The 18,929-nt window shown below is 45.6% G+C and carries 18 protein-coding genes and 1 riboswitch; of the genes, 6 read left to right on the top strand and 12 right to left on the bottom strand.

Annotation, left to right across the window (positions count from 1 at the left end):
• The first annotated feature begins 995 nt into the window (after positions 1–995).
• Entirely contained in the window at positions 996–2,876 is a 1,881-nt protein-coding gene (gene htpG / locus HQN88_RS24795) for a molecular chaperone HtpG (protein ID WP_173117544.1), read from the top strand.
• A gap of 50 nt (positions 2,877–2,926) precedes the next feature.
• On the opposite strand, the gene HQN88_RS24790 is transcribed toward htpG, so the two are convergent.
• Complete coding sequence (locus HQN88_RS24790) at positions 2,927–3,100, bottom strand: hypothetical protein (protein ID WP_173117543.1); 174 nt, start codon at positions 3,098–3,100, stop codon at positions 2,927–2,929.
• A gap of 84 nt (positions 3,101–3,184) precedes the next feature.
• Positions 3,185–3,283, top strand: a riboswitch (cyclic di-GMP riboswitch).
• Between the two features lie 42 nt (positions 3,284–3,325).
• Between HQN88_RS24790 and HQN88_RS24785 the strand changes: the two genes are divergently transcribed.
• Both HQN88_RS24785 and HQN88_RS24780 read left to right on the top strand, forming a co-directional pair.
• On the top strand, positions 3,326–3,514 hold the full coding sequence (locus tag HQN88_RS24785; RefSeq protein WP_173117541.1) for a hypothetical protein: 189 nt from the start codon (positions 3,326–3,328) through the stop codon (positions 3,512–3,514).
• A 283-nt stretch (positions 3,515–3,797) separates the two neighbouring features.
• Complete coding sequence (locus HQN88_RS24780) at positions 3,798–4,268, top strand: DUF4183 domain-containing protein (protein WP_173117539.1); 471 nt, start codon at positions 3,798–3,800, stop codon at positions 4,266–4,268.
• A 98-nt stretch (positions 4,269–4,366) separates the two neighbouring features.
• Here the strand turns inward: HQN88_RS24780 and nrdR are convergent, their stop codons facing one another.
• A complete protein-coding gene (nrdR, locus tag HQN88_RS24775) occupies positions 4,367–4,846 on the bottom strand; it encodes a transcriptional regulator NrdR (protein WP_173117537.1) in 480 nt (159 codons plus the stop codon).
• A gap of 111 nt (positions 4,847–4,957) precedes the next feature.
• Here nrdR and HQN88_RS24770 point away from each other — a divergent pair, with 111 nt between their 5' ends.
• Positions 4,958–5,167, top strand: a complete 210-nt coding sequence (locus tag HQN88_RS24770) for an alpha/beta-type small acid-soluble spore protein (RefSeq protein ID WP_065855582.1) — start codon at positions 4,958–4,960, stop codon at positions 5,165–5,167.
• A 100-nt stretch (positions 5,168–5,267) separates the two neighbouring features.
• Here HQN88_RS24770 and HQN88_RS24765 read toward each other — a convergent pair whose 3' ends face one another.
• From HQN88_RS24765 to polA, 5 genes are all read right to left on the bottom strand, one after another.
• The gene (locus tag HQN88_RS24765) at positions 5,268–5,855 is read right to left on the bottom strand and encodes a lytic transglycosylase domain-containing protein (protein WP_173117535.1); all 588 of its coding nucleotides are present in this window, start codon (positions 5,853–5,855) and stop codon (positions 5,268–5,270) included.
• A complete protein-coding gene (coaE, locus tag HQN88_RS24760) occupies positions 5,852–6,448 on the bottom strand; it encodes a dephospho-CoA kinase (protein ID WP_173117533.1) in 597 nt (198 codons plus the stop codon). The genes HQN88_RS24765 and coaE overlap by 4 nt, the downstream gene beginning before the upstream one ends.
• A gap of 35 nt (positions 6,449–6,483) precedes the next feature.
• Entirely contained in the window at positions 6,484–7,224 is a 741-nt protein-coding gene (locus HQN88_RS24755) for an MntP/YtaF family protein (protein WP_173117531.1), read from the bottom strand.
• A gap of 98 nt (positions 7,225–7,322) precedes the next feature.
• Positions 7,323–8,183, bottom strand: coding sequence for a DNA-formamidopyrimidine glycosylase (gene mutM / locus HQN88_RS24750; RefSeq protein ID WP_173117529.1), 861 nt, complete (start codon positions 8,181–8,183; stop codon positions 7,323–7,325).
• A 55-nt stretch (positions 8,184–8,238) separates the two neighbouring features.
• The gene (gene polA / locus HQN88_RS24745) at positions 8,239–10,902 is read right to left on the bottom strand and encodes a DNA polymerase I (RefSeq protein WP_173117527.1); all 2,664 of its coding nucleotides are present in this window, start codon (positions 10,900–10,902) and stop codon (positions 8,239–8,241) included.
• Between the two features lie 141 nt (positions 10,903–11,043).
• Here polA and HQN88_RS24740 point away from each other — a divergent pair, with 141 nt between their 5' ends.
• Positions 11,044–11,793 (top strand): HAD family hydrolase, encoded by a 750-nt coding sequence (locus HQN88_RS24740; RefSeq protein ID WP_173117525.1) that lies wholly within the window; start codon positions 11,044–11,046, stop codon positions 11,791–11,793.
• A gap of 17 nt (positions 11,794–11,810) precedes the next feature.
• On the opposite strand, the gene HQN88_RS24735 is transcribed toward HQN88_RS24740, so the two are convergent.
• Positions 11,811–13,553 carry a GGDEF domain-containing protein gene (locus HQN88_RS24735; RefSeq protein WP_173117523.1) on the bottom strand — a complete coding sequence of 581 codons (1,743 nt, stop codon included), beginning with the start codon at positions 13,551–13,553 and terminating at the stop codon, positions 11,811–11,813.
• A 151-nt stretch (positions 13,554–13,704) separates the two neighbouring features.
• On the opposite strand from HQN88_RS24735, the gene HQN88_RS24730 reads away from it, so the two are divergent.
• Positions 13,705–15,312, top strand: coding sequence for a response regulator (locus HQN88_RS24730; RefSeq protein ID WP_274319474.1), 1,608 nt, complete (start codon positions 13,705–13,707; stop codon positions 15,310–15,312).
• Positions 15,313–15,374: 62 nt separating this feature from the next.
• On the opposite strand, the gene phoU is transcribed toward HQN88_RS24730, so the two are convergent.
• The 4 genes from phoU to pstC are packed head-to-tail and all read right to left on the bottom strand — an operon-like array spanning position 15,375 to position 18,621.
• Positions 15,375–16,034, bottom strand: coding sequence for a phosphate signaling complex protein PhoU (gene phoU, locus HQN88_RS24725; protein WP_173117521.1), 660 nt, complete (start codon positions 16,032–16,034; stop codon positions 15,375–15,377).
• Between the two features lie 23 nt (positions 16,035–16,057).
• Entirely contained in the window at positions 16,058–16,825 is a 768-nt protein-coding gene (gene pstB / locus HQN88_RS24720; protein ID WP_173117519.1) for a phosphate ABC transporter ATP-binding protein PstB, read from the bottom strand.
• A 3-nt stretch (positions 16,826–16,828) separates the two neighbouring features.
• Positions 16,829–17,686: a phosphate ABC transporter permease PstA gene (pstA, locus tag HQN88_RS24715; RefSeq protein WP_056616691.1), complete on the bottom strand. Its 858-nt coding sequence runs from the start codon at positions 17,684–17,686 to the stop codon at positions 16,829–16,831.
• The gene (gene pstC, locus HQN88_RS24710; RefSeq protein ID WP_173117517.1) at positions 17,683–18,621 is read right to left on the bottom strand and encodes a phosphate ABC transporter permease subunit PstC; all 939 of its coding nucleotides are present in this window, start codon (positions 18,619–18,621) and stop codon (positions 17,683–17,685) included. Before pstC ends, pstA begins: the two co-directional genes overlap by 4 nt.
• Positions 18,622–18,929 lie beyond the last annotated feature (308 nt).

Raw genomic sequence — 18,929 nt, 5'->3', positions numbered from 1 at the left:
GGTATGTTAGGTGGGGATGTGGCTGGTGCGTGAGACGGGGGTGAGTGGATGTGGGGAAATGCGGTGGCGGGTGGTGGATGAGTGAGTGAGTGAGTGAGTGAGTGAGTGAGTGAGTGAGTGAGTGAGGTCGCGGGTGATAGTAGCTAGTGAGTGGCAGTGGAGCTTGGTGGTGGGAGTGCGGTAGCTAGTTAGTGGCGGGTGGAGCTTGGTGGTGGGAGTGCATTAGGTAATTAGTGGCTGGTGGAGCTTGGTGGTGGGAGTGCATTAGGTAATTAGTGGCTGGTGGAGCTTGGTGGTGGGAGTGCGGTAGCTGATTAGTGGTGGGTGGAGCTTAGTGGTGGGAGTGCGGTAGCAAATGAGTTGGCGGGCTAGTGGCAGCTCTCTCTCCCAAAAGTGCAAATATACAACCTTTTTACTTCATTTACCCACAAAATTGCGAAATAAGTGCAAATAGGCATCCTTTTTATCGATTTTCAAGTATTTCACCTTAAAATGCTCCAAATTGATGCCTATTTGCATCAATTTCCCCTGAAGGTGGGGAATCCTCCTCCAAAAGTGCTCATTTGCAATTTTGATAGTACTAGATGAGTAGCTGAACCGAGGGCTGTTAGTAGTCAGGCATAACATTCGTTGCCACCCTTACTCTCATTACTCTCCGCTCTCCTCCATACTCCCACTCTCCTACTCACTCCTCCTTACTCCCCTTCTCCTACTCACTCTTCCTCCCTAATCCAAGCTACTTTAAATTCTCACCACGCCACATCCCTTCCCTCAATCCCCCACCAAGCTCGCCGCCGCCCCAATACTTCTCCCCCTTCATTGTGCCACTTATCGCCATTACCAATTATATCTTTCCGCAACTTCACATAAATTCTCTTCATGCCAATTGACATTAAATTTCAGGGATGTTATAAAGTTAGTGTATAGCACTCACAGCACGCGAGTGCTAATGATTCTGATATTAACCCTGCTACATATCGAAAGGAGATCTATCCGTGGAAAAGAAACAGTTTCAAGCCGAATCCAAGCGTCTTTTGGAAATGATGATCAATTCGATTTACACACAACGTGAAATCTTTCTAAGAGAGCTTATCTCCAACTCCAGCGATGCGATTGACAAAATTTACTACAAGGCACTTACAGACGACTCGCTCGTTTTTGACAAAGATAGTTACTTCATCAAAATTACGGCTGATAAAGACAATCGTATCTTAACGATTCGCGATACAGGTATCGGGATGACGAAAGAAGATCTTGAGAACAACTTGGGGATTATCGCGAAGAGCGGATCTCTTGCTTTCAAGAAAGAGAACGAAGCCAAAGACGGCCACAACATTATTGGCCAATTCGGGGTAGGCTTCTACTCCGCGTTCATGGTCGCTGATCACATCACAGTAACAAGTAAAGCACTTGGCAGCGACACAGCTTACAAATGGGAATCCGATGGCGCAGACGGGTACACGATTGCACCAGCAGAGAAAGATTCGATTGGTACGGAGATTGTTCTTTCAATTAAAGCGAATACCGAAGATGATAACTACGACGAGTACTTGGACGAGTATCGCTTGAAAGCAATCATCAAAAAATATTCCGATTTCATCCGTTATCCTATTAAAATGGACATCACTGGCAAACGTCTAAAAGAAGGCAGCGAGAGCGAATTCGAGGACTATCAAGAAGAACAACATGTGAACAGCATGGTGCCGATCTGGCGCAAAAACAAAAGCGAACTTACGCCTGAAGATTATGAGAAGTTCTACCATGAGAAACATTACGGCTTCGACAAGCCGCTTAAGCATATTCATGTGAGTGCAGATGGCGCGGTAGTCTACCAAGCGATCCTCTTTATTCCTGAAAACATGCCTTATGACTACTATTTCAAAGAATACGAGAAAGGCCTTGAGCTTTACGCAAACGGCGTTCTCATTATGAATAAATGTGCGGACCTGCTTCCTGACTATTTCAGCTTCGTCAAAGGGATGGTCGATTCCGAAAGCTTATCGCTCAACATCTCCCGTGAGATGCTGCAGCACGATCGTCAGCTTAAATTAATTGCGAAGAATATCTCCAGCAAAATCAAAGGCTCACTTCAAAGCCTCCTGAAGGACGAGAGAGAGAAATACGAGCAATTCTACAAGTCCTTCGGCAGACAGCTTAAATTCGGTGTTTACAGCGACTACGGCACGCATAAAGAGCTTCTGCAGGATCTTTTGATGTTCTCCTCCTCCAAGGAGAAACAGCTTGTCACGTTGGACGAATATGTAGCTAGAATGCCAGAAGATCAGAAATACATTTACTATGCTTCCGGTGAGTCGATGGAAAGAATCGATAAACTTCCACAAACCGAGCTTGTGACGGATAAAGGCTACGAGATTCTATACTTCACAGATGATATTGATGAGTTCGCAATCAAAATGATTATGACTTACAAAGAGAAGGAATTCAGATCAGTTTCAAGCGGGGATCTTGGTATTGATGTAGAGGATAACGCCAACGATTCTGAGTCTGATAAAAAAGAAAATCAAGATTTATTCGACTACATGAATGGCTTATTGGCTGGTAAAGTAACGAGCGTAAAAGCTTCCAAGCGTCTGAGAAAGCATCCGGTATGCTTATCGACAGATGGCGATGTCACCATCGAGATGGAAAAAATCTTGAATGCCATGCCGAACAATCCGAACGTTAAGGCTGAGAAAGTATTAGAAATCAACGTCAATCATGACGTGTTCGCTTCCTTGAAGGATGCTTTCGAGAAGGATAAAGAAAAATTGAATCTGTACACAGCGCTCTTGTACAATCAAGCTCTTCTTATTGAAGGTCTTCCACTTCAAGATCCCGTTGAATTCACGAACGATATTTGTAAAATTATGGTGTAATACTACGCAGGCACTGCAACTTCCATGTTGCGGTGCTTTTTTATGTATGGTTAGGAAGCATCCGAAGGAGCTGCTGGCTCATCTAGCACATAAGCGTGAATAGCCTCTGGACGATTATAGACATAAGCGAGTAAACGTGCTTGATCAAGACCAAGCGCCTCTGCTACCTTAACAATATCCAATTCATGAATAATTTTACTTGATTTTGGGCTATTGACGGACATATGCTTCAACCATCCTTCGAATTAATGTAATTAATAGCACGTTAAACCTAACCTGTGATATAGTTTTCATATAAGACGTTATCGGTATGATAAGGGCAAAACCGCTGAAAAGTGGTGACGCAAAGCTAAAGGGACTAAATTGGCAATGATACCTGCTGTCCAATATGTCAGCCAGCTACCGCCTCCATCCGATAATGGCAGTTCGACAAAGGAGGAATTAATAACTTGAATAAAACGGTAATTGACGGCACTATGAGCACAGACGTAATGCACTTACTCGATAACTTGCATCTTCCCGACGATGATATTTTGGACATGTTCTCCTTTTCATTCAGCGGCAACCTACTAACATCTGACGAAGCCATCCGATTTATTCATTTTCTTCGAAGTGAATTGGACAAACGCACTCAATAACCGAATTATGCCTTATCGCTCTCGAAAATACAGTCGGTTGATGTCATTAGAATAATTTTTTTTCAAAAGCTCATGAGGGCGCGTCGTTATTGACTTTTCTCTGATGAAGCAACCAAAGACAGCGCACTTGCCGCTGTCTTTTATTTATTTTTTGTCACATTTCGAAAAAAAACAAATCAATTCGTGTCACCCTCTAATTATCCCAAGCAATCTAGCTTTTTCTAACATATCATATAGCAAATACTAGAATTATCTATATTCACTCCCTGAAAGGAGGACACCCATGAGCGAACATTTAATTACCCTCCATTTAACGGCTACCAGTGTAGTTTCAGGAACAATTACAACCTCAACTTCAACAGTCACATCAACAACAACGACCACGACGCTTACCCCGCTGGTCAAACGATTTACGGCGAGTGTCGTATTAGGAAACATTCTCGGAGGCGTGACTACGATTCTTTCATCTAGCTTTAGAGACGACACAGGATCTAACTTGGCAGCCAATAGTCTGACGGTCCCTGGTAGCAATGGGTATTACAATGTATTTGTAAATGGTGTTCTTCAATTGAGCTACTTGACGACTTTGACGACAGCTAGTTTAGTCATTAATACGGGTCTCACTATTGGTGTAACTGTCAATTTAGAAACCTTATCGTTCACAGCCTCCTCCACCTCTACCTCCACTTCTACATCTACCTCTACCTCAACAACGAACAATCTAGTTGTCACAACGACAGTCAATACTCACTAACCAACTCTGTTCAAAGATAAACATAGAAAAGCCGCAACTCCTCCTGATACGATTCACGAGGCGATGCGGCTTTTTGTAATTGTAGAGGATTGCGCTACTTATTTGTCTCGGAGTAGCCCGACGTCATGCTTTCCCAAGATTTGCGTTAACTCCTTCAAAAACATGTTAATGTCCTTGAACTGCCTATATACAGAGGCGAAGCGAATGTAGGCCACTTCATCGACGGGGTACAATTGCTCCATCACAATTTCACCAATGCCAAGGCTATCGACTTCAGCATGTGCCGTCGTACGAAGCTGCATTTCGACTTCGGAGACGAGCATCTCTAGCCGCTCCATGGAAACGGGTCTTTTTTCACAAGCACGAATTAAGCCCCGTAAAATTTTATCTCGACTAAATTCTTCCCGACTTCCATCTTTTTTAATCACAATTAACGGTGTTTCTTCGATCATTTCAAATGTCGTGAATCTTCTTGCGCATTTCTCACATTCACGGCGCCGACGAATGGATTTATTCTCATTGGCAGACCTGGAATCAAGCACTTTCGTACCAGAATGGTCACAGAACGGGCATTTCATTCGCTTTCATCTCCTTTCTCACTTGGAAATATCATTACCATATGTTACATGTCTTGAAGTTTGGAGTTCTGCACACAATAGATTTACCAACCGACAAGGAGGTGAACAGACATGAGCTCAAGCAACACTTTAGTCGTTCCACAAGCAAATGCAGCCTTGGATCAGTTGAAGTACGAGGTAGCTCAGGAGCTAGGTATTGCTATCCCACAAGATGGCTACTATGGCAACATGACTTCTCGTGACACTGGCTCTATTGGTGGTAGCATTACTCGTCGCCTGGTGCAAATCGCAGAACAATCTCTAGCAGGTCAATTCAAGTAATCTTGAATAACACACGCTTTTGACTCTGCAAAACAGGAAGTATTGGACTTTGCGCTCCACTCGGAGCTAGTCCAATGCTTCTTTGTTTTGTGCGGGTGACCTAAGCATCTGCACCCTGCCATTGCTCCGTGTCTGTGTATAGCTTCGTATACTTCTCATAGTAATAAAGAACACGCTGCACATAATGACGGGTTTCACCAAATGGAATGTCACGAATATTGTCCTCGGAACCGTCCCAAACATGATTGTTTTTCCATTTATTCACATTACCTTGACCAGCATTATACGCTGCTATGGCATAGACTAAATTCCCATTATAATGCTTAATTAACCAATTTAGATACCATGACCCTAAATAAATATTAATATCGACTCGAAGCAAATCTTCTGGAGTATGAGGCCCAAGATTCGAAGATTCAACAATCCAATCAGCAGTATCAGGCATAAGCTGCATGAGCCCTACTGCCCCTTTGCTTGATTCTAAATGATACTTATAATTCGTTTCGACGCGAATAATGGCTGCAATTAGAAACGGATCTATATTGTGTTTCGCCGCGCTTTGCTTAATCTCCTGCTGAAAGTAGATGGGATATAGCTTTCTACCTATAATTGCGCTATTCATGAAGAGAATCATGACAAATGCGATAAGCAGAATAGCAAACATTCGTTTTTTTCGAAAGAACGTCATGCCAATCCCTTCCCTACCCAGAACAGCTCCACCCTCATGTTGGTTTCTTCCCAAGTTCCGCTATTATCAATTACGATATCGGCTAACTTACGTTTCTCCTCAATCGACATTTGTGCATCGAGTCGAAGCTGGGCAGTCTCGGCTGACAAGCCATCTCGCTGCATCAGACGCTCCAATTGCAAGTGGCGCGGAATATAAACAACCATGATCTCTTCAAACATCGAGACCAGATTCGATTCTATGAGTAAAGGAACATCGACCACTACTAACTTGGTAGGGTAGTCCCGTTCATACAAAGTCATTTGTTCGCGCATCTTTGCCCGAATAGGGGGATGCAATATGCCCTCTAGCTGCTTTCGCTCTCCAGGCGATTCAAAGATAATTTCACCTAGTTTCTTACGTTGCAGGGATCCATCGGGTCCGATCACAGCTTGTCCAAAATGTGCAGCAACCTGTTCGAGAACAGGGCTGCCAGGCTCCACGACATCACGAGCAATCTGGTCGGCGTCGATTAAAAGCGCGCCACGGCTAACGAGCATGCGGCTAACCGTACTTTTTCCACAAGCAATTCCTCCAGTTAAGCCGATATTCATAAGCAATTCTCTCCTAAAGGTTCATTGTTAGTGAACTATAGCATTTTCAAAAGCCCCATGACAATAAGTACACATCCTGGGAGAATAGACAGCTTCTTCATCCAGTTCATTTCTGCATACCGAAAACCAATCCGCAAGCCGACAGCAAGTAAGGATCCGCTTGAAATCGAAATGACAGAAGCCGTTAACAGCGGCACGAAACCGATAAGTGCAGCGCCAATTCCCGCTCCGAAAGCATCCAAAGAGAGCGCTAAGCCGAGCAATGTTGCCTCAGAAGCTGAAATATTGCCTGACTTATCTACGTCCGCAATAGATGGCGTTCGTAGGATTTGAATCACAAGCCCAAAACGTTTCAACTCAATACTAAGAATCTCTTTGGTCCGCTGCAACGTATCGAACGTCACGGGCTCCACGTAACCAGAGTTGCGGATCTCTTCGTAGGGCATGCTGCTAACCATCGCTTGATCAACCGTAGCAGCTGTTTGTTCTTGTTGCGTTTGGTTTTTCTGCCCTTGCCTCATTTGAACAAGAGCCCACACGCCAATACCGATTAGTATGATTGCCCCAATTCGCTTGGCAACCCCTGGTGACATGAAGGAAGACATCAAAACGCCGATCTGCATGGAAGTAAATATAATGATACCAGACCATAGCGATATAATTCCAATAGAGATAAGTGGTATTCGGATTTTGCGTAATCCATACATCACACCAACACCGAAACCGTCCAAAGAAACGGCAAATGCCAAAATAAGCAGAGATATGACAGGAAGCATACAAACCCTCCTAAGCGTTTTACCTGAATAGCAGGCCACATGGGCTGTTACCTAGGCTAAGTACTCCATATCATATGGGGAGGGTACGCTTCTCGTGCCTATTTCTCCGACTTCTTTCGTGACCGCTTGGGCTTCAAAGGTTGACAAGTGAGACATATGTGTGTCCCTCTGCCTCCCACGACCGTCTTCACAATCTCCTGACCGCATGTTTTGCACGGCTGTGATTGTCTGCCATAAATGTTCAATTGATGCTGGAAAAGGCCGATTTCTCCTTGTCCATTCACATAGGATTTAATGGATGATCCGCCTACTTCAACGGAATCTTGAAGGGTGCGAATAATCGCCTCGTGCAACAAACCAAGTTCACGCTTACTGAGTGAGGAAGCTTCCCGTTCGGGATGGATTCCCGCCAAGAAGAGGGACTCGTCTACATAAATATTCCCGATGCCCACGATATATGCTTGATTGAGCAATAGCGGCTTGATCTTCGTAGATCGATGGCCAATCGCTTCGCGAAATGCTTCGAGGGTAAACGCCTCATCAAGCGGCTCCATACCGAGCTTCACCAGCGGCGGCTGCGTAAGTTCATCACCCTTCGGGAACAGATGCATCGTGCCGAATTGTCGCACATCCTTGTACCGCAGCTCACTCTCATCCGTAAAGCGGAACAAAACATGGGTATGCGGTTCGAGGGAATCCTCACCTGCGTACAAGCCATAGCGGCCTTCCATACGCAAATGGGAAACCATCACATAATCTGTGAGCACGAAGCGCAGAAACTTCCCTCTTCGTTCAATCGTTTCAACGGTCTGTCCTTGCAGCAGCGTTTCAAACTGCTGGATATCGTCAGGCTTTTGGATAATACGAGGCAGTCTAACCACAACATGGGCAATCGTTTTCCCTGTAATTAATTCGTTTAAAGTTCGTTTGACGGTTTCGACCTCGGGTAGCTCAGGCAAGGTGTTCACCTCCTTCTAGATGTTGGGAGCGGCAGTTCGTGCCGCTTGCCCCCTGTTACTTCGCATCATACCAAGTGAGACCGAAATCAACGTCAGCACGTAAAGGCACGTCCAGCTTCAGTGCAGCTGCCATGACTTCAGGCACGAGGCCCTTCATCGTTTCCAGCTCATCAGCTGGCACTTCAAACACAAGCTCATCGTGTACTTGAAGCAGCATACGGCTCTTCAGCCCTTCTTTCACTAAGCGATCAGCCATTTGAACCATGGCAAGCTTGATGATATCTGCCGCTGTCCCTTGGATCGGTGTATTCATCGCAGTACGTTCGGCGAAGGAACGTATATTAAAGTTCGAATGTGTAATTTCAGGCAATAAGCGTCGACGCTGAAGCAACGTAGTTACATATCCGTCACGACGCGCATCCTTGACGATATCATCCATATATCGGCGAACCCCTTGGAATACCGCGAAATACTGTTCAATGAACTGCGCGGCTTCCCGGCGGGTAATATCTAAGTTCTGAGACAAGCCGTAGTCGCTGATTCCGTAAACGATTCCGAAGTTAACGGCTTTCGCTTGACGGCGCATATTGCCGTCAACGGCGCTTTCTTCCACGCCGAAGACGTCCATCGCCGTCTTCGTGTGAATGTCCATATTCTGAAGGAACGCTTCCTTCAGCTTCTCATCCTGCGAGATGTGCGCTAGCACGCGCAGCTCGATCTGGGAGTAATCCGCAGCAAGAATGTACCATCCAGGTTCGGATGGAACGAAGACTTTGCGGATCTTGCGGCCTTCCTCCAGACGAATCGGAATGTTCTGGAGGTTCGGGAATTGGCTGCTGAGACGTCCCGTCGCGGCAATCGTCTGACGGTAATAGGTGTGCACCTTACCGGTCTCAGGCCGCACCTCTTTGAGCAGCCCCTCGACGTACGTCGACTGCAGCTTCGCAAGCGAGCGGTAGTGCAGGATCTGCCCGACAACTTCGTTGTAGGGCGCAAGACGTTCCAGCACCTCGGCATCTGTCGAGTAGCCGGTCTTGGTCTTCTTGGAAGCTGGCAGTCCCAGCTTCTCGAACAGAACCTCACCGAGCTGCTTCGGTGAGTTGATGTTGAACTCGACGCCGGCGAGCTTGTAAATGCTGGACATGATCGTGTCCAGCTGCTTGCCAAGCTCCACGCCGAGCGTTTTAAGCCCCTCGGCATCCACGGCGATGCCGCGCATCTCCATCTCCGCGAGAACGCCGGAGAGAGGCAGTTCAAGCTCGTAGAAGAGTTGATGCATCTCACTCTTCTCTAATTCATCGCGCAGCACGGGAACCATGCGCGCCATTGCCATTGCTTTGCGACCCACGTGGTCGCTAAGCGCAGCGAGTTCCGGCAGGCGAAACTTCGCGCCTTTGCCGAACACATCCTCGTCTGCCTTCACAGATGGCAGACCGTACTTCACCGACAGGCCGCTCAAGCTGAGATTCGACTCCGTCGGATCGAGGAGGTAAGCGGCCAGCAGCACGTCGAAATCCACCCCTGCCAGGTGGATGCCCTGCCAAGCCAACGCCAACTGCGCGCGGTGCAGGTCGAAGAGCTGCTTCTTCTTGGACGCATCGCTAAGCCAATCACGAAGCGGTTTGCCTGCATCGCTTTGCAGCAGGGCAAATGGCACATAATAGGAGGTGTTGTCAGCACCATCATCGATAAACCATACTACCCCAACCATTACAGCTTGATGCGGATTCTCACCAACCGCTTCCACATGGATTGCGGCATGGTCGTCCAATTTGGCAATCAACTCACCCATATTAGCTTCTGTAACCGCAACAGCTTCCAGACTCTCGACAACGAGATCTTCGGCCTCCACGCTGACTGTACCAAAATCCAGCTTCTCTAGTAATGATTTGAACTCTAGCTTGCGAAACATACTGGATAACGCTTGTCCATCGAACCCATCATAACGGAACGATTCCCACGCTGTTTCCATCGGAACTTCACGATAAATCGTAGCCAGCTCTTTGCTCATGAGGGCACTCTTGGCATGCTCTTCCACTTTTTCTTTCATTTTGCCTTTTAGACTTGCTGTGTTCGCCAACACTTCTTCGACAGTGCCAAAGTCATGCAGCATTTTAAGCGCCGTCTTCTCACCTACGCCGGGAATTCCCGGAATATTATCCGATGTATCGCCCATGAGACCTTTCAAATCGATGATTTGATTCGGCGTCAGCCCGTATTTCTCTTTAATGGCCTCAGGATCGAAGCGATCCATTTCGCTGATTCCCTTACGGGTAATCGCAACAGTTACTTGATCCGAAGCGAGTTGGAGCATATCTTTATCCCCTGATACGAGGAGAACCTTCTCCCCTCTCGCGTCGGCTTCTTTTGTTAACGTACCGATAATATCATCCGCCTCATAGCCCGATAGCTCGAATTGCGGAATTTTGAAAGCCTTCAGTAATTCTTTAATTAAAGGAAATTGTTCAGAAAGCTCTGTCGGCGTTTTCGCACGACCGCCTTTGTACTCGGTATATTCTTTATGTCGGAACGTAATTTTCCCCGCGTCAAATGCAACAAGAAAATGGGTTGGTTTTTCTTCTTCAATCAATTTCAGCAGCATGGTCGTAAAGCCATATACCGCATTGGTATGTAAACCGCTTGAATTACTCAGCAACGGTAAGGCATAGAAAGCACGAAACGCGATTGAGTTTCCATCAATAATTATAAGCTTATCCATAAGTTCCACCCCAATTTTAGACATACTTCCTTCATCATAGCATACGAAATTAAAATAAAAAAACGGTTCCCTACATAAACATGTAAGGAGCCGCAATTTTACAAGTTAGGACGGTCAGGTCTTCAGAAGGAGGTTCTCCGTATGAGTCCTTTTTTCTCACCCACACGTAAAAAGGTTATATTTTTTGATATGAACAACACGATCCTTGATCGCAGACAATGCTTCGACTCCGCTTTTCTTGAAGTTATGCAGGATTTCACGGCACGGTGGGAAACAGAGGATTCGAAACTGACCGCGCAAGAGGCACTGCTTAGCTATAAGTCCGAGTGGAGCCGCCATCGCAAAACACCTATCCGAAGCCCTATCTCGCCCGACGAGCTGCGGCATATTTGTTTAATCAAAGCACTCCATCCTTTTCCTATAGGAGTGAGTACGGCGTTCACACGAACCTTTTTCCATCAAATCGAAGAGAAAGAGGACAATTTCGTCGCATTATTCCCAGGGGTAGAAGACACGTTAGAGGTGCTGTCACGTCAATATAAGCTGGCCATTATCAGCAATGGCAATCGGAATCGACTACAACGGAATTTGGAGAAAATGAAGTTAACCTCTTGGTTCGATCAGGAACGCCTATTTACAACGGAGAATGATGGCCCACGAAAGCCGCATCCCGCGATTTTTGAGCAAGCCCTGAAAACGATGAACACGGCTGCAGGCCAGAGTGTGATGGTTGGGAATTCGTGGCGCAATGATGTGGTTGGCGCAGCTTCTACTGGGATGGATGCGGTCTGGATTCACCCAGCCAATATTAAGAAAATTTCAGAGAGGCGAATCGGGAAGCAGAAAGTGATTATCGTTCGTTCGTTCAAACAATTGATCTATACGTTCTGAAACACTCCCCACAGAGGTTATCCAATCGTTTGAAAACAATAAATACTGCCTTGATGCGCCTTTGCTTTCTTTTTGAGCTGAGCCGCTGTTTGAGAAATATAGTCAAGTGAAATAGGGGACTCACAGCTGCAGATGACTAAGGATAAGGACACCGTGACCCCTTCGCTTTTCACTTGTTTGCCACCCCGATCTACCACATACTCCCAATCTTCGCCTTCATAGAACATACGTACACCCGTTTCGAACCTGCCAATGATTTCTTGACATAAGAGTTTCGGGGATAATGAGGTGGATATCGCTATGAAATCATCTCCGCCGACATGTCCGACAAAATCACTTGGCGTTCCATAAGAAGCAATCGCTTGCTGCATTAAGTCCGCCATATACTGGATTAATTGATCCCCTTTTTGAAAACCAAAGCGATCATTGTACCATTTAAAATAATCCAAATCAGCGTAGATGACATGGAAAGGCACTCTCGCCGTTATTCGTTTGTTCAATTCCCGATTTATTTGCAAATTCCCCGGAAGACCTGTTAGTGGATTCGCAACGCGAGCTGATTCCATTTTCACATTCGTAATACTCTCTAATATCGTTCTTATGGATGCTGAGCCCGCCATTTTCCCCTGACTTGTAATGATGACAAGGTCGTATAAATGATGAATCGCACGTGAAGTTGCGAGCTGGGACACGTGCTCCACAGGCGTTAATTCATCAACGATTAAGGGTGAAGCATCCATCACGCTATCAATCGTTCGATTCCAGTACAAAGAGTAGGCATATTGCCCAGCCAAATGCTGGAATAAGCGATCTCGCATCACAAGTCCGCGCGGCTCATCATCATACACAATGACAACCCCGACAGCTTCTTGATTTTTTTTGAAAAACTCCGCGATTTCCGATATTTGTACTTTCGTATGGAACACACCAACGGGAGTTTTCAGCTCGCCAATTTGCCAAGTCATAGTGCCTCCTTGTACGTTGCGATGCTGCCAAATGGTCATTTTATGTGTATCTTGAACAGTTGCAATGGATGTAGAAGGTTTCCCGAGTAAAAAACCTTGCGCATAATGCACACCCATTTGAGTTAGTTTAGCTAGCTCCTCGACTTGTTCAATGCCCTCAGCGATTAACGATATGTTCATTTTCTGAGCAAAGGTAACGAAGGTTTCGAGAATATAAGCTTTCACTTTATTCAAATGAATATTTTCAATCAATGAACGATCGATTTTAATAAAATCAGGCTGAAGCTCGGCAATCGCTTGGAGTGATGAATATCCTGCCCCCGCGTCATCAATCGCAATACGATAACCCTGTGTCCGATAATGGGCTAGAATTTTCTTAGCCAACGTGAAGTCCTCGATCGAGCTTCTTTCCGTAATCTCAAACACGACATTGCTCGGACGAAGTCCATACTTCTGCAAAATCTCAAGCGTTTTACCAGGAATAAAGCCAGGATCCTCTAACACGTGTGATGAGATATTAATAAATAACAATTGCTGTCCGTGTTCCAGAATAGAGCCTTGTATAGCCTTCTCACGCGCTAGCCGCTCTAAACGATATAACTCACCTTGCTGCTCCGCATACTGAAACATCGCGAGTGGCGAATGAAAAGGTCCATCCACCGGACCGCGAGTTAAAGCTTCATACCCCATCACTTGTCCATCTTGCAAGGAAACAATCGGTTGATAAACGGAAGAAATACGTTGTTCTTCTAGCAATTTATGAAACTCTATCGCGACGTCTGACTGAGTAAGCATGTCCATCATCCTCATCTATTTCTGCATGTATCCTAAGTCTATCAAATCAAATGATAGGTAAGATTAACCATATGTAAAATGTGTGTAAAGACTTTCGGAAAAAAAGAGGGAATTACACTTTTTCCTCGAAAAGGAGAGATATGGATTGCAGGTGCGTAAAGCAGATCTCGTGCGGAAAGGACGACCGATGGAACAACAAGTAAAGATCTTGGCGGTAGACGATCGCTATGAAAACTTGCTGGCTCTGAATAGCATTCTAGCCTCTTCTTCCTATGACGTTATTTCTTTACAATCCGGGGAAGAAGCGCTTCGTTATTTATTAAAAGAACCTGCGGATCATATTGCGGTTATTTTGATGGATGTACAGATGCCAGGACTTAGCGGTTTTGAAACCGTTGAATTAATAAAGCAACGAAAAGCCTGTCAAGATATTCCGATTATTTTCTTAACAGCATTGAGCACCTCAATCGAGCATGTTTTGCGTGGCTATCATGTGGGTTCAATTGATTACTTATTTAAACCTGTGCATCCCAAAATGCTGCGCATGAAGGTGGATGGCTTCGTTAATATGCATCTGAACCATCAGAAGCTGAAAGCTCAAAGCGAGCTTTTACATAAACGCACATTAGATCTAGAAGAAACGAACCGCAAACTGGCAGAAGCTGAGGAAAAATTAATAGAGCAAAACTTACTTCTCGAGAATTGGGTTGAAGAACGTACGTCAGAGCTCGTCGATGCCCATGAAAAGCTTATGAACTCTCAGGAACATTTCAAAAAAATGTTCATTCTTTCACCATCATTAATGGCCATCCGCCGACTTCCTGATCTCACTTATCTGGATGTTAATGAAAGCTGGAAGCAGCATACAGGCTATGGAGACGAGGTTATTGGCACAGCCTTGAATTTGTTGCGTGACGATCTTAATAATTCAGCTAACTACGGTGATATTGTCCGGAATGAGAAAGTTCGTTATGTTACCAAATCTGGCGACATTCGGACTGCGCTCCTATCCACAGAGATCATTGATATCGAGGATGAAAATTGCTTGCTGCATGTGGCCGTTGATATTACGGAAAGTCTTCGATTTGAGACCGAAATGGCACGACTTGCTCAATTAAACCTAGTCGGTGAAATGGCCGCAGGGATTGCCCATGAAATTCGGAATCCGATGACGACCATCCGTGGCTTCCTTCAACTCTTTCAAGAAAATGATCGCCATATGCAAAAAGAGTACATCCCCATCATGTTGGAAGAATTGGACAGGGCTAACGATATTATTACGGAATATCTTTCCCTTGCCAAAAATAAGCAATCCTATCAACGCCCCGAGAGTATTAACCGGATCATTGAAAGCTTACTGCCTCTGATTCAAGCCGAAGCCGTCATGTCAGGCAAGCATGTGAATGGCCAATTCGGCAATTGTCCGGAGATCCAGCTTGACGACAAAGAAATGCGACAGCTTATTCTGAACATGTGTATGAATGGTCTTGAAGCCATGAACATAGGTGGAACGCTATCGATCGAAACCTATCAGGAGCCTGAACACGTTGTTCTCCTAATTGCTGACCAAGGCAGTGGTATTAAGACAGAGCATTTGGAGAAGCTAGGTCGTCCCTTCTTTACGACGAAGGATGAAGGTACTGGACTTGGCTTAGCTATTTGCTATAGTATTGCTGCCAGGCATCACGCTACAATTGAAGTAAGTTCCAGTCCGAATGGGACAACCTTCTTCATTCGCTTTCCGCTTCACTCCAAATGAAATAAGGGCCATCTCCAGAAGTAGATCGGATCTACTTTTGGTGATGGCCCTTCTTATGTCACTTATACGTTCAGATCTTTCCGTTTTCCCGTAACCATGTAGATGACGCCTTCACCAATATTCGTCGTATGATCAGCTACACGCTCCAAGAAGTGTGCAACGAATAACAGGTGGGTCAATTGACGATTCCGGTTATAATCCGTTCCCATCATCCCCATCAGTTCCTGCATCACTGTGCTGTACAGCTTGTCTACACGGTCATCCTTCTCGGCCAACGATGCCGCCCTATGTACATCGCGTTCCGTATAGGAAAGAAGGCTCTCGTGCAACATCTCGATAGCAATTTCAGCCATTTGCGGAATGACTTCTAGTGGCTTCACGAGCTCTTCACCTGCAAAACGAATCGTTATCTTCGCAATATCGACTGCATGATCTGCGATACGTTCCAAGTCAGTCGCAATCTTCAGCGCCGTACCAATAATTCGCAGATCACTAGCCATGGGTTGTTGAAGAGCAATTAAGCGTAGGCATAGCTCATCAATAGTCGTTAAATAGTCATCAATGAGATCGTCTTTCTGGATGACTTGCTGTGCGGCTTTCTCATCCAGCTTGGCAAGGGACTCTACGGACGTGTAAATTAAATCCTCCACACTTTCTCCCATTTGCTGTAATTCCTTCTGCAGTAGTGCCAACGACTGATGAAACCCTGGTCTTGCATCCATGTGTATCTCTCCCTTTATGTGTTTTAACCGAAACGTCCGGTAATGTAATCTTCTGTACGTTGATCATTTGGATTCGTGAAGATCTTATCGGTTTGGTCGGTTTCGACTAAATAACCGTTCAGGAAGAAAGAGGTTCTATCTGAAATTCTCGCTGCTTGTTGCATGTTGTGTGTCACGATGATAATCGTATATTTCTCTTTTAACGTTTGTGTTAATTCTTCTACCTTCAACGTTGATATAGGATCCAACGCCGATGTCGGCTCATCCATCAGAAGTACATCTGGCTCTACCGCTAGTAGTCGTGCGATACATAAACGTTGCTGTTGTCCACCGGATAATCCCATTGCAGACTTATTCAGTCGATCCTTGACTTCGTCCCAAAGTGCAGCTTGTACGAGACTGCGTTCTACAATTTCATCTAACACAGCCTTCTTCTTGATCCCATGAATCCGCGGACCGTAGGCGATGTTATCGTAGATGCTCATTGGGAATGGATTCGGACGTTGGAATACCATCCCCACACGTTTACGCAATGAAACAACATCGGAATCCGAGCCATAAATATTGTGTCCGTCCACGGCTACATTCCCTGTGATCCGCACATTATCAATGAGATCATTCATTCGATTCAACGTACGAAGGAACGTGGATTTCCCACAACCCGAAGGACCGATTAGCGCGGCGATAGATCCTGTTTCGATATTCAAATCAATATCGTGAAGTGCTTGGTTTTCGCCATAAAATAAATTCAATTTCTCTGCTTTAATTTTATACTTCGTCGCGATAGCCATATGTTATTTCCCCCCGGAAAGTCTTTTTTGTAAGATTCGACTTGGTATCGATACCAGCAGATTGAAGATCAAGACAACGATTAAGAGTAACGCTGCACTGCCCTTGGCAATCTCTTTCGCATCAGGGACAAGTGATTCTGCACCGATGTACCAGAGATGAACGGAGAGAGTCTCTCCCATTTTGAGCGGATTGAAATCTGGGAAAAAGCGTGATACGGACAAGCCAGCTGTGTAAATGAGAATCGCAGATTCCCCAAGCGCACGACCAGCGATCAGTGTAATTCCTGTAATCAAGCTTGGTAAAGCGGCTGGAATGAGCACTTTACGAATAGCCTGCCATTTCGTTGAGCCTAGCGCCAAGCTAGCTTCCCAATAAGAGTCAGGCACTGTCCGAATGGCTTCCTCCGTTACCCGCACCATGACGGGTAGATTGAGCAAGGCCACGGTAGCCGCGCCACCAATTAATGAAAATTTGAGCCCTAGCAAATTGGCGAATAGTAGAAATCCGAAAAGACCAAACACGATAGATGGTACGGAAGATAATGCCTCGACGGAAATACGGACGAGGTCAGTGAACCAATTCTTTTGAGCATATATGGCTAAGTAGATACCTGAAAATAAGCCGATAGGAATCGAAATCACCAGTGACAAGAACAAGACATAGAAAGAGTTGAAAAGTTGTGGTCCTACCCCGCCGCCAGCTTTGATTTCTTCCGGTTTACCGAAGATGAAATGCCAGGAGAGGTGAGGTATGCCATCACCTAGTATGCGAACGAGAAACCATGCGAGTATCCCGATAATAACGATGCCTGATGTCCAGAAATAGATGGTTGCGATGCGATCTGTTGATTTACTTGTCATTTGAGTTCACTCCTCTTGGCTACAATACGAATAATGAGAATGAGGGATAAGGAGATGACAAGTAGGAGCAAAGCCATCAAGTAGAGCGCGTTATTCCAGGTTGAGCCATAATTCGTATTCCCCATATCTTTAACGATGGCTGTTGTTAACACTGTCGTTGAATCGAGAAGCGATTTGGGCATTTGCGGTGAGTTCCCGATGACCATGAATACAGCCATCGTTTCGCCAATCGCGCGGCCCATCCCAAGGATGATAGCTGTTAGAATTCCAGGTCTCGCTGCTGGCAAGAGTACACGCCACATCGTTTGCCATCTTGTTGCGCCCAGTGCCAATGAGGCTTCTTCCAAGCGGCCGGGAAGCGAGCGAATCGCATCTTCCGAAATGGACAGAATAGTAGGGAGAATCATGATGGCTAGAATGATCGCCGCTGGCAAAATACCATACCCGATGCCACCTGTTATTTTACCTAATGCAGGCACAATGACGGTCATCCCGATCAATCCATAGACGACTGATGGAATTCCGACGAACAAATCTGTCGCAGGACGCATGATCTCACGCATCCATTTCGGTGCGATTTTGGCCATAAACAAGGCACCAGATAAAGCGAGCGGAACGGAAATAACGACAGCAACTAGCGTCATTAGCAACGTGCTGTAAAGAAACGGAAACGCGCCGAATTTATTTTGACCAGGCGTCCAATCGGTAGAGAAGAAAAATTCGAGAGGACTCACACCTTGAAAAGTTTTGATTCCCTGCATGCCTACGAAAATGATGATTGAGAATATAATTGCAGAAACTAGAGCAGCACTGCCGACAAACACCCACCTCATCATTCTATCTTGCCGATGCTGATTTTGAGTCCATTTGGTGATAACAGGGCGACTTGCATCTGATTTCACATTGCTGGTAAGTTGATCTACTATGGAATTCACTGGGTGATTCCCCTTTCTCTACAGTACACAAGACTTACTATTATCATAGAATACGAATGTCATTGGATCGTAAATGATTTGTTAAGGGAATGTAAAAGTTTTGCGTGTCCGCGCGGATTTTGGCGGACATTTCCGCGGCCTTGCGCGAGCAGTTAGTCGATATGATCGACTACCTCGGGCACTTCCGCGGCCTCGCAGGGGCAGTTAGTCGATATGATCGACTAACTCGGACACTTCCACGGCCTTGCGCGGGCAGTTAGTCGATATTATCGACTAACTCGGACATTTCCGCGGACTCGCGCGGGCAG

Origin of the sequence: Paenibacillus qinlingensis, assembly GCF_013204845.1 — a bacterium.
GTDB lineage: Bacteria > Bacillota > Bacilli > Paenibacillales > NBRC-103111 > Paenibacillus_E > Paenibacillus_E qinlingensis.
This window is presented reverse-complemented; position numbering and strand designations above follow the sequence as displayed.

What these genes read in the sequence shown, in the direction of transcription:
- HQN88_RS24790 (WP_173117543.1), bottom strand. Translation starts at nt 3,100, where the DNA reads ATGTCCGTCAATAGCCCAAAATCAAGTAAAATTATTCATGAATTGGAT.
- HQN88_RS24780 (WP_173117539.1), top strand. Translation starts at nt 3,798, where the DNA reads ATGAGCGAACATTTAATTACCCTCCATTTAACGGCTACCAGTGTAGTT.
- nrdR (WP_173117537.1), bottom strand. Translation starts at nt 4,846, where the DNA reads ATGAAATGCCCGTTCTGTGACCATTCTGGTACGAAAGTGCTTGATTCC.
- HQN88_RS24770 (WP_065855582.1), top strand. Translation starts at nt 4,958, where the DNA reads ATGAGCTCAAGCAACACTTTAGTCGTTCCACAAGCAAATGCAGCCTTG.
- HQN88_RS24765 (WP_173117535.1), bottom strand. Translation starts at nt 5,855, where the DNA reads ATGACGTTCTTTCGAAAAAAACGAATGTTTGCTATTCTGCTTATCGCA.
- coaE (WP_173117533.1), bottom strand. Translation starts at nt 6,448, where the DNA reads ATGAATATCGGCTTAACTGGAGGAATTGCTTGTGGAAAAAGTACGGTT.
- HQN88_RS24755 (WP_173117531.1), bottom strand. Translation starts at nt 7,224, where the DNA reads ATGCTTCCTGTCATATCTCTGCTTATTTTGGCATTTGCCGTTTCTTTG.
- polA (WP_173117527.1), bottom strand. Translation starts at nt 10,902, where the DNA reads ATGGATAAGCTTATAATTATTGATGGAAACTCAATCGCGTTTCGTGCT.
- HQN88_RS24740 (WP_173117525.1), top strand. Translation starts at nt 11,044, where the DNA reads ATGAGTCCTTTTTTCTCACCCACACGTAAAAAGGTTATATTTTTTGAT.
- HQN88_RS24735 (WP_173117523.1), bottom strand. Translation starts at nt 13,553, where the DNA reads ATGCTTACTCAGTCAGACGTCGCGATAGAGTTTCATAAATTGCTAGAA.
- phoU (WP_173117521.1), bottom strand. Translation starts at nt 16,034, where the DNA reads ATGGATGCAAGACCAGGGTTTCATCAGTCGTTGGCACTACTGCAGAAG.
- pstB (WP_173117519.1), bottom strand. Translation starts at nt 16,825, where the DNA reads ATGGCTATCGCGACGAAGTATAAAATTAAAGCAGAGAAATTGAATTTA.
- pstA (WP_056616691.1), bottom strand. Translation starts at nt 17,686, where the DNA reads ATGACAAGTAAATCAACAGATCGCATCGCAACCATCTATTTCTGGACA.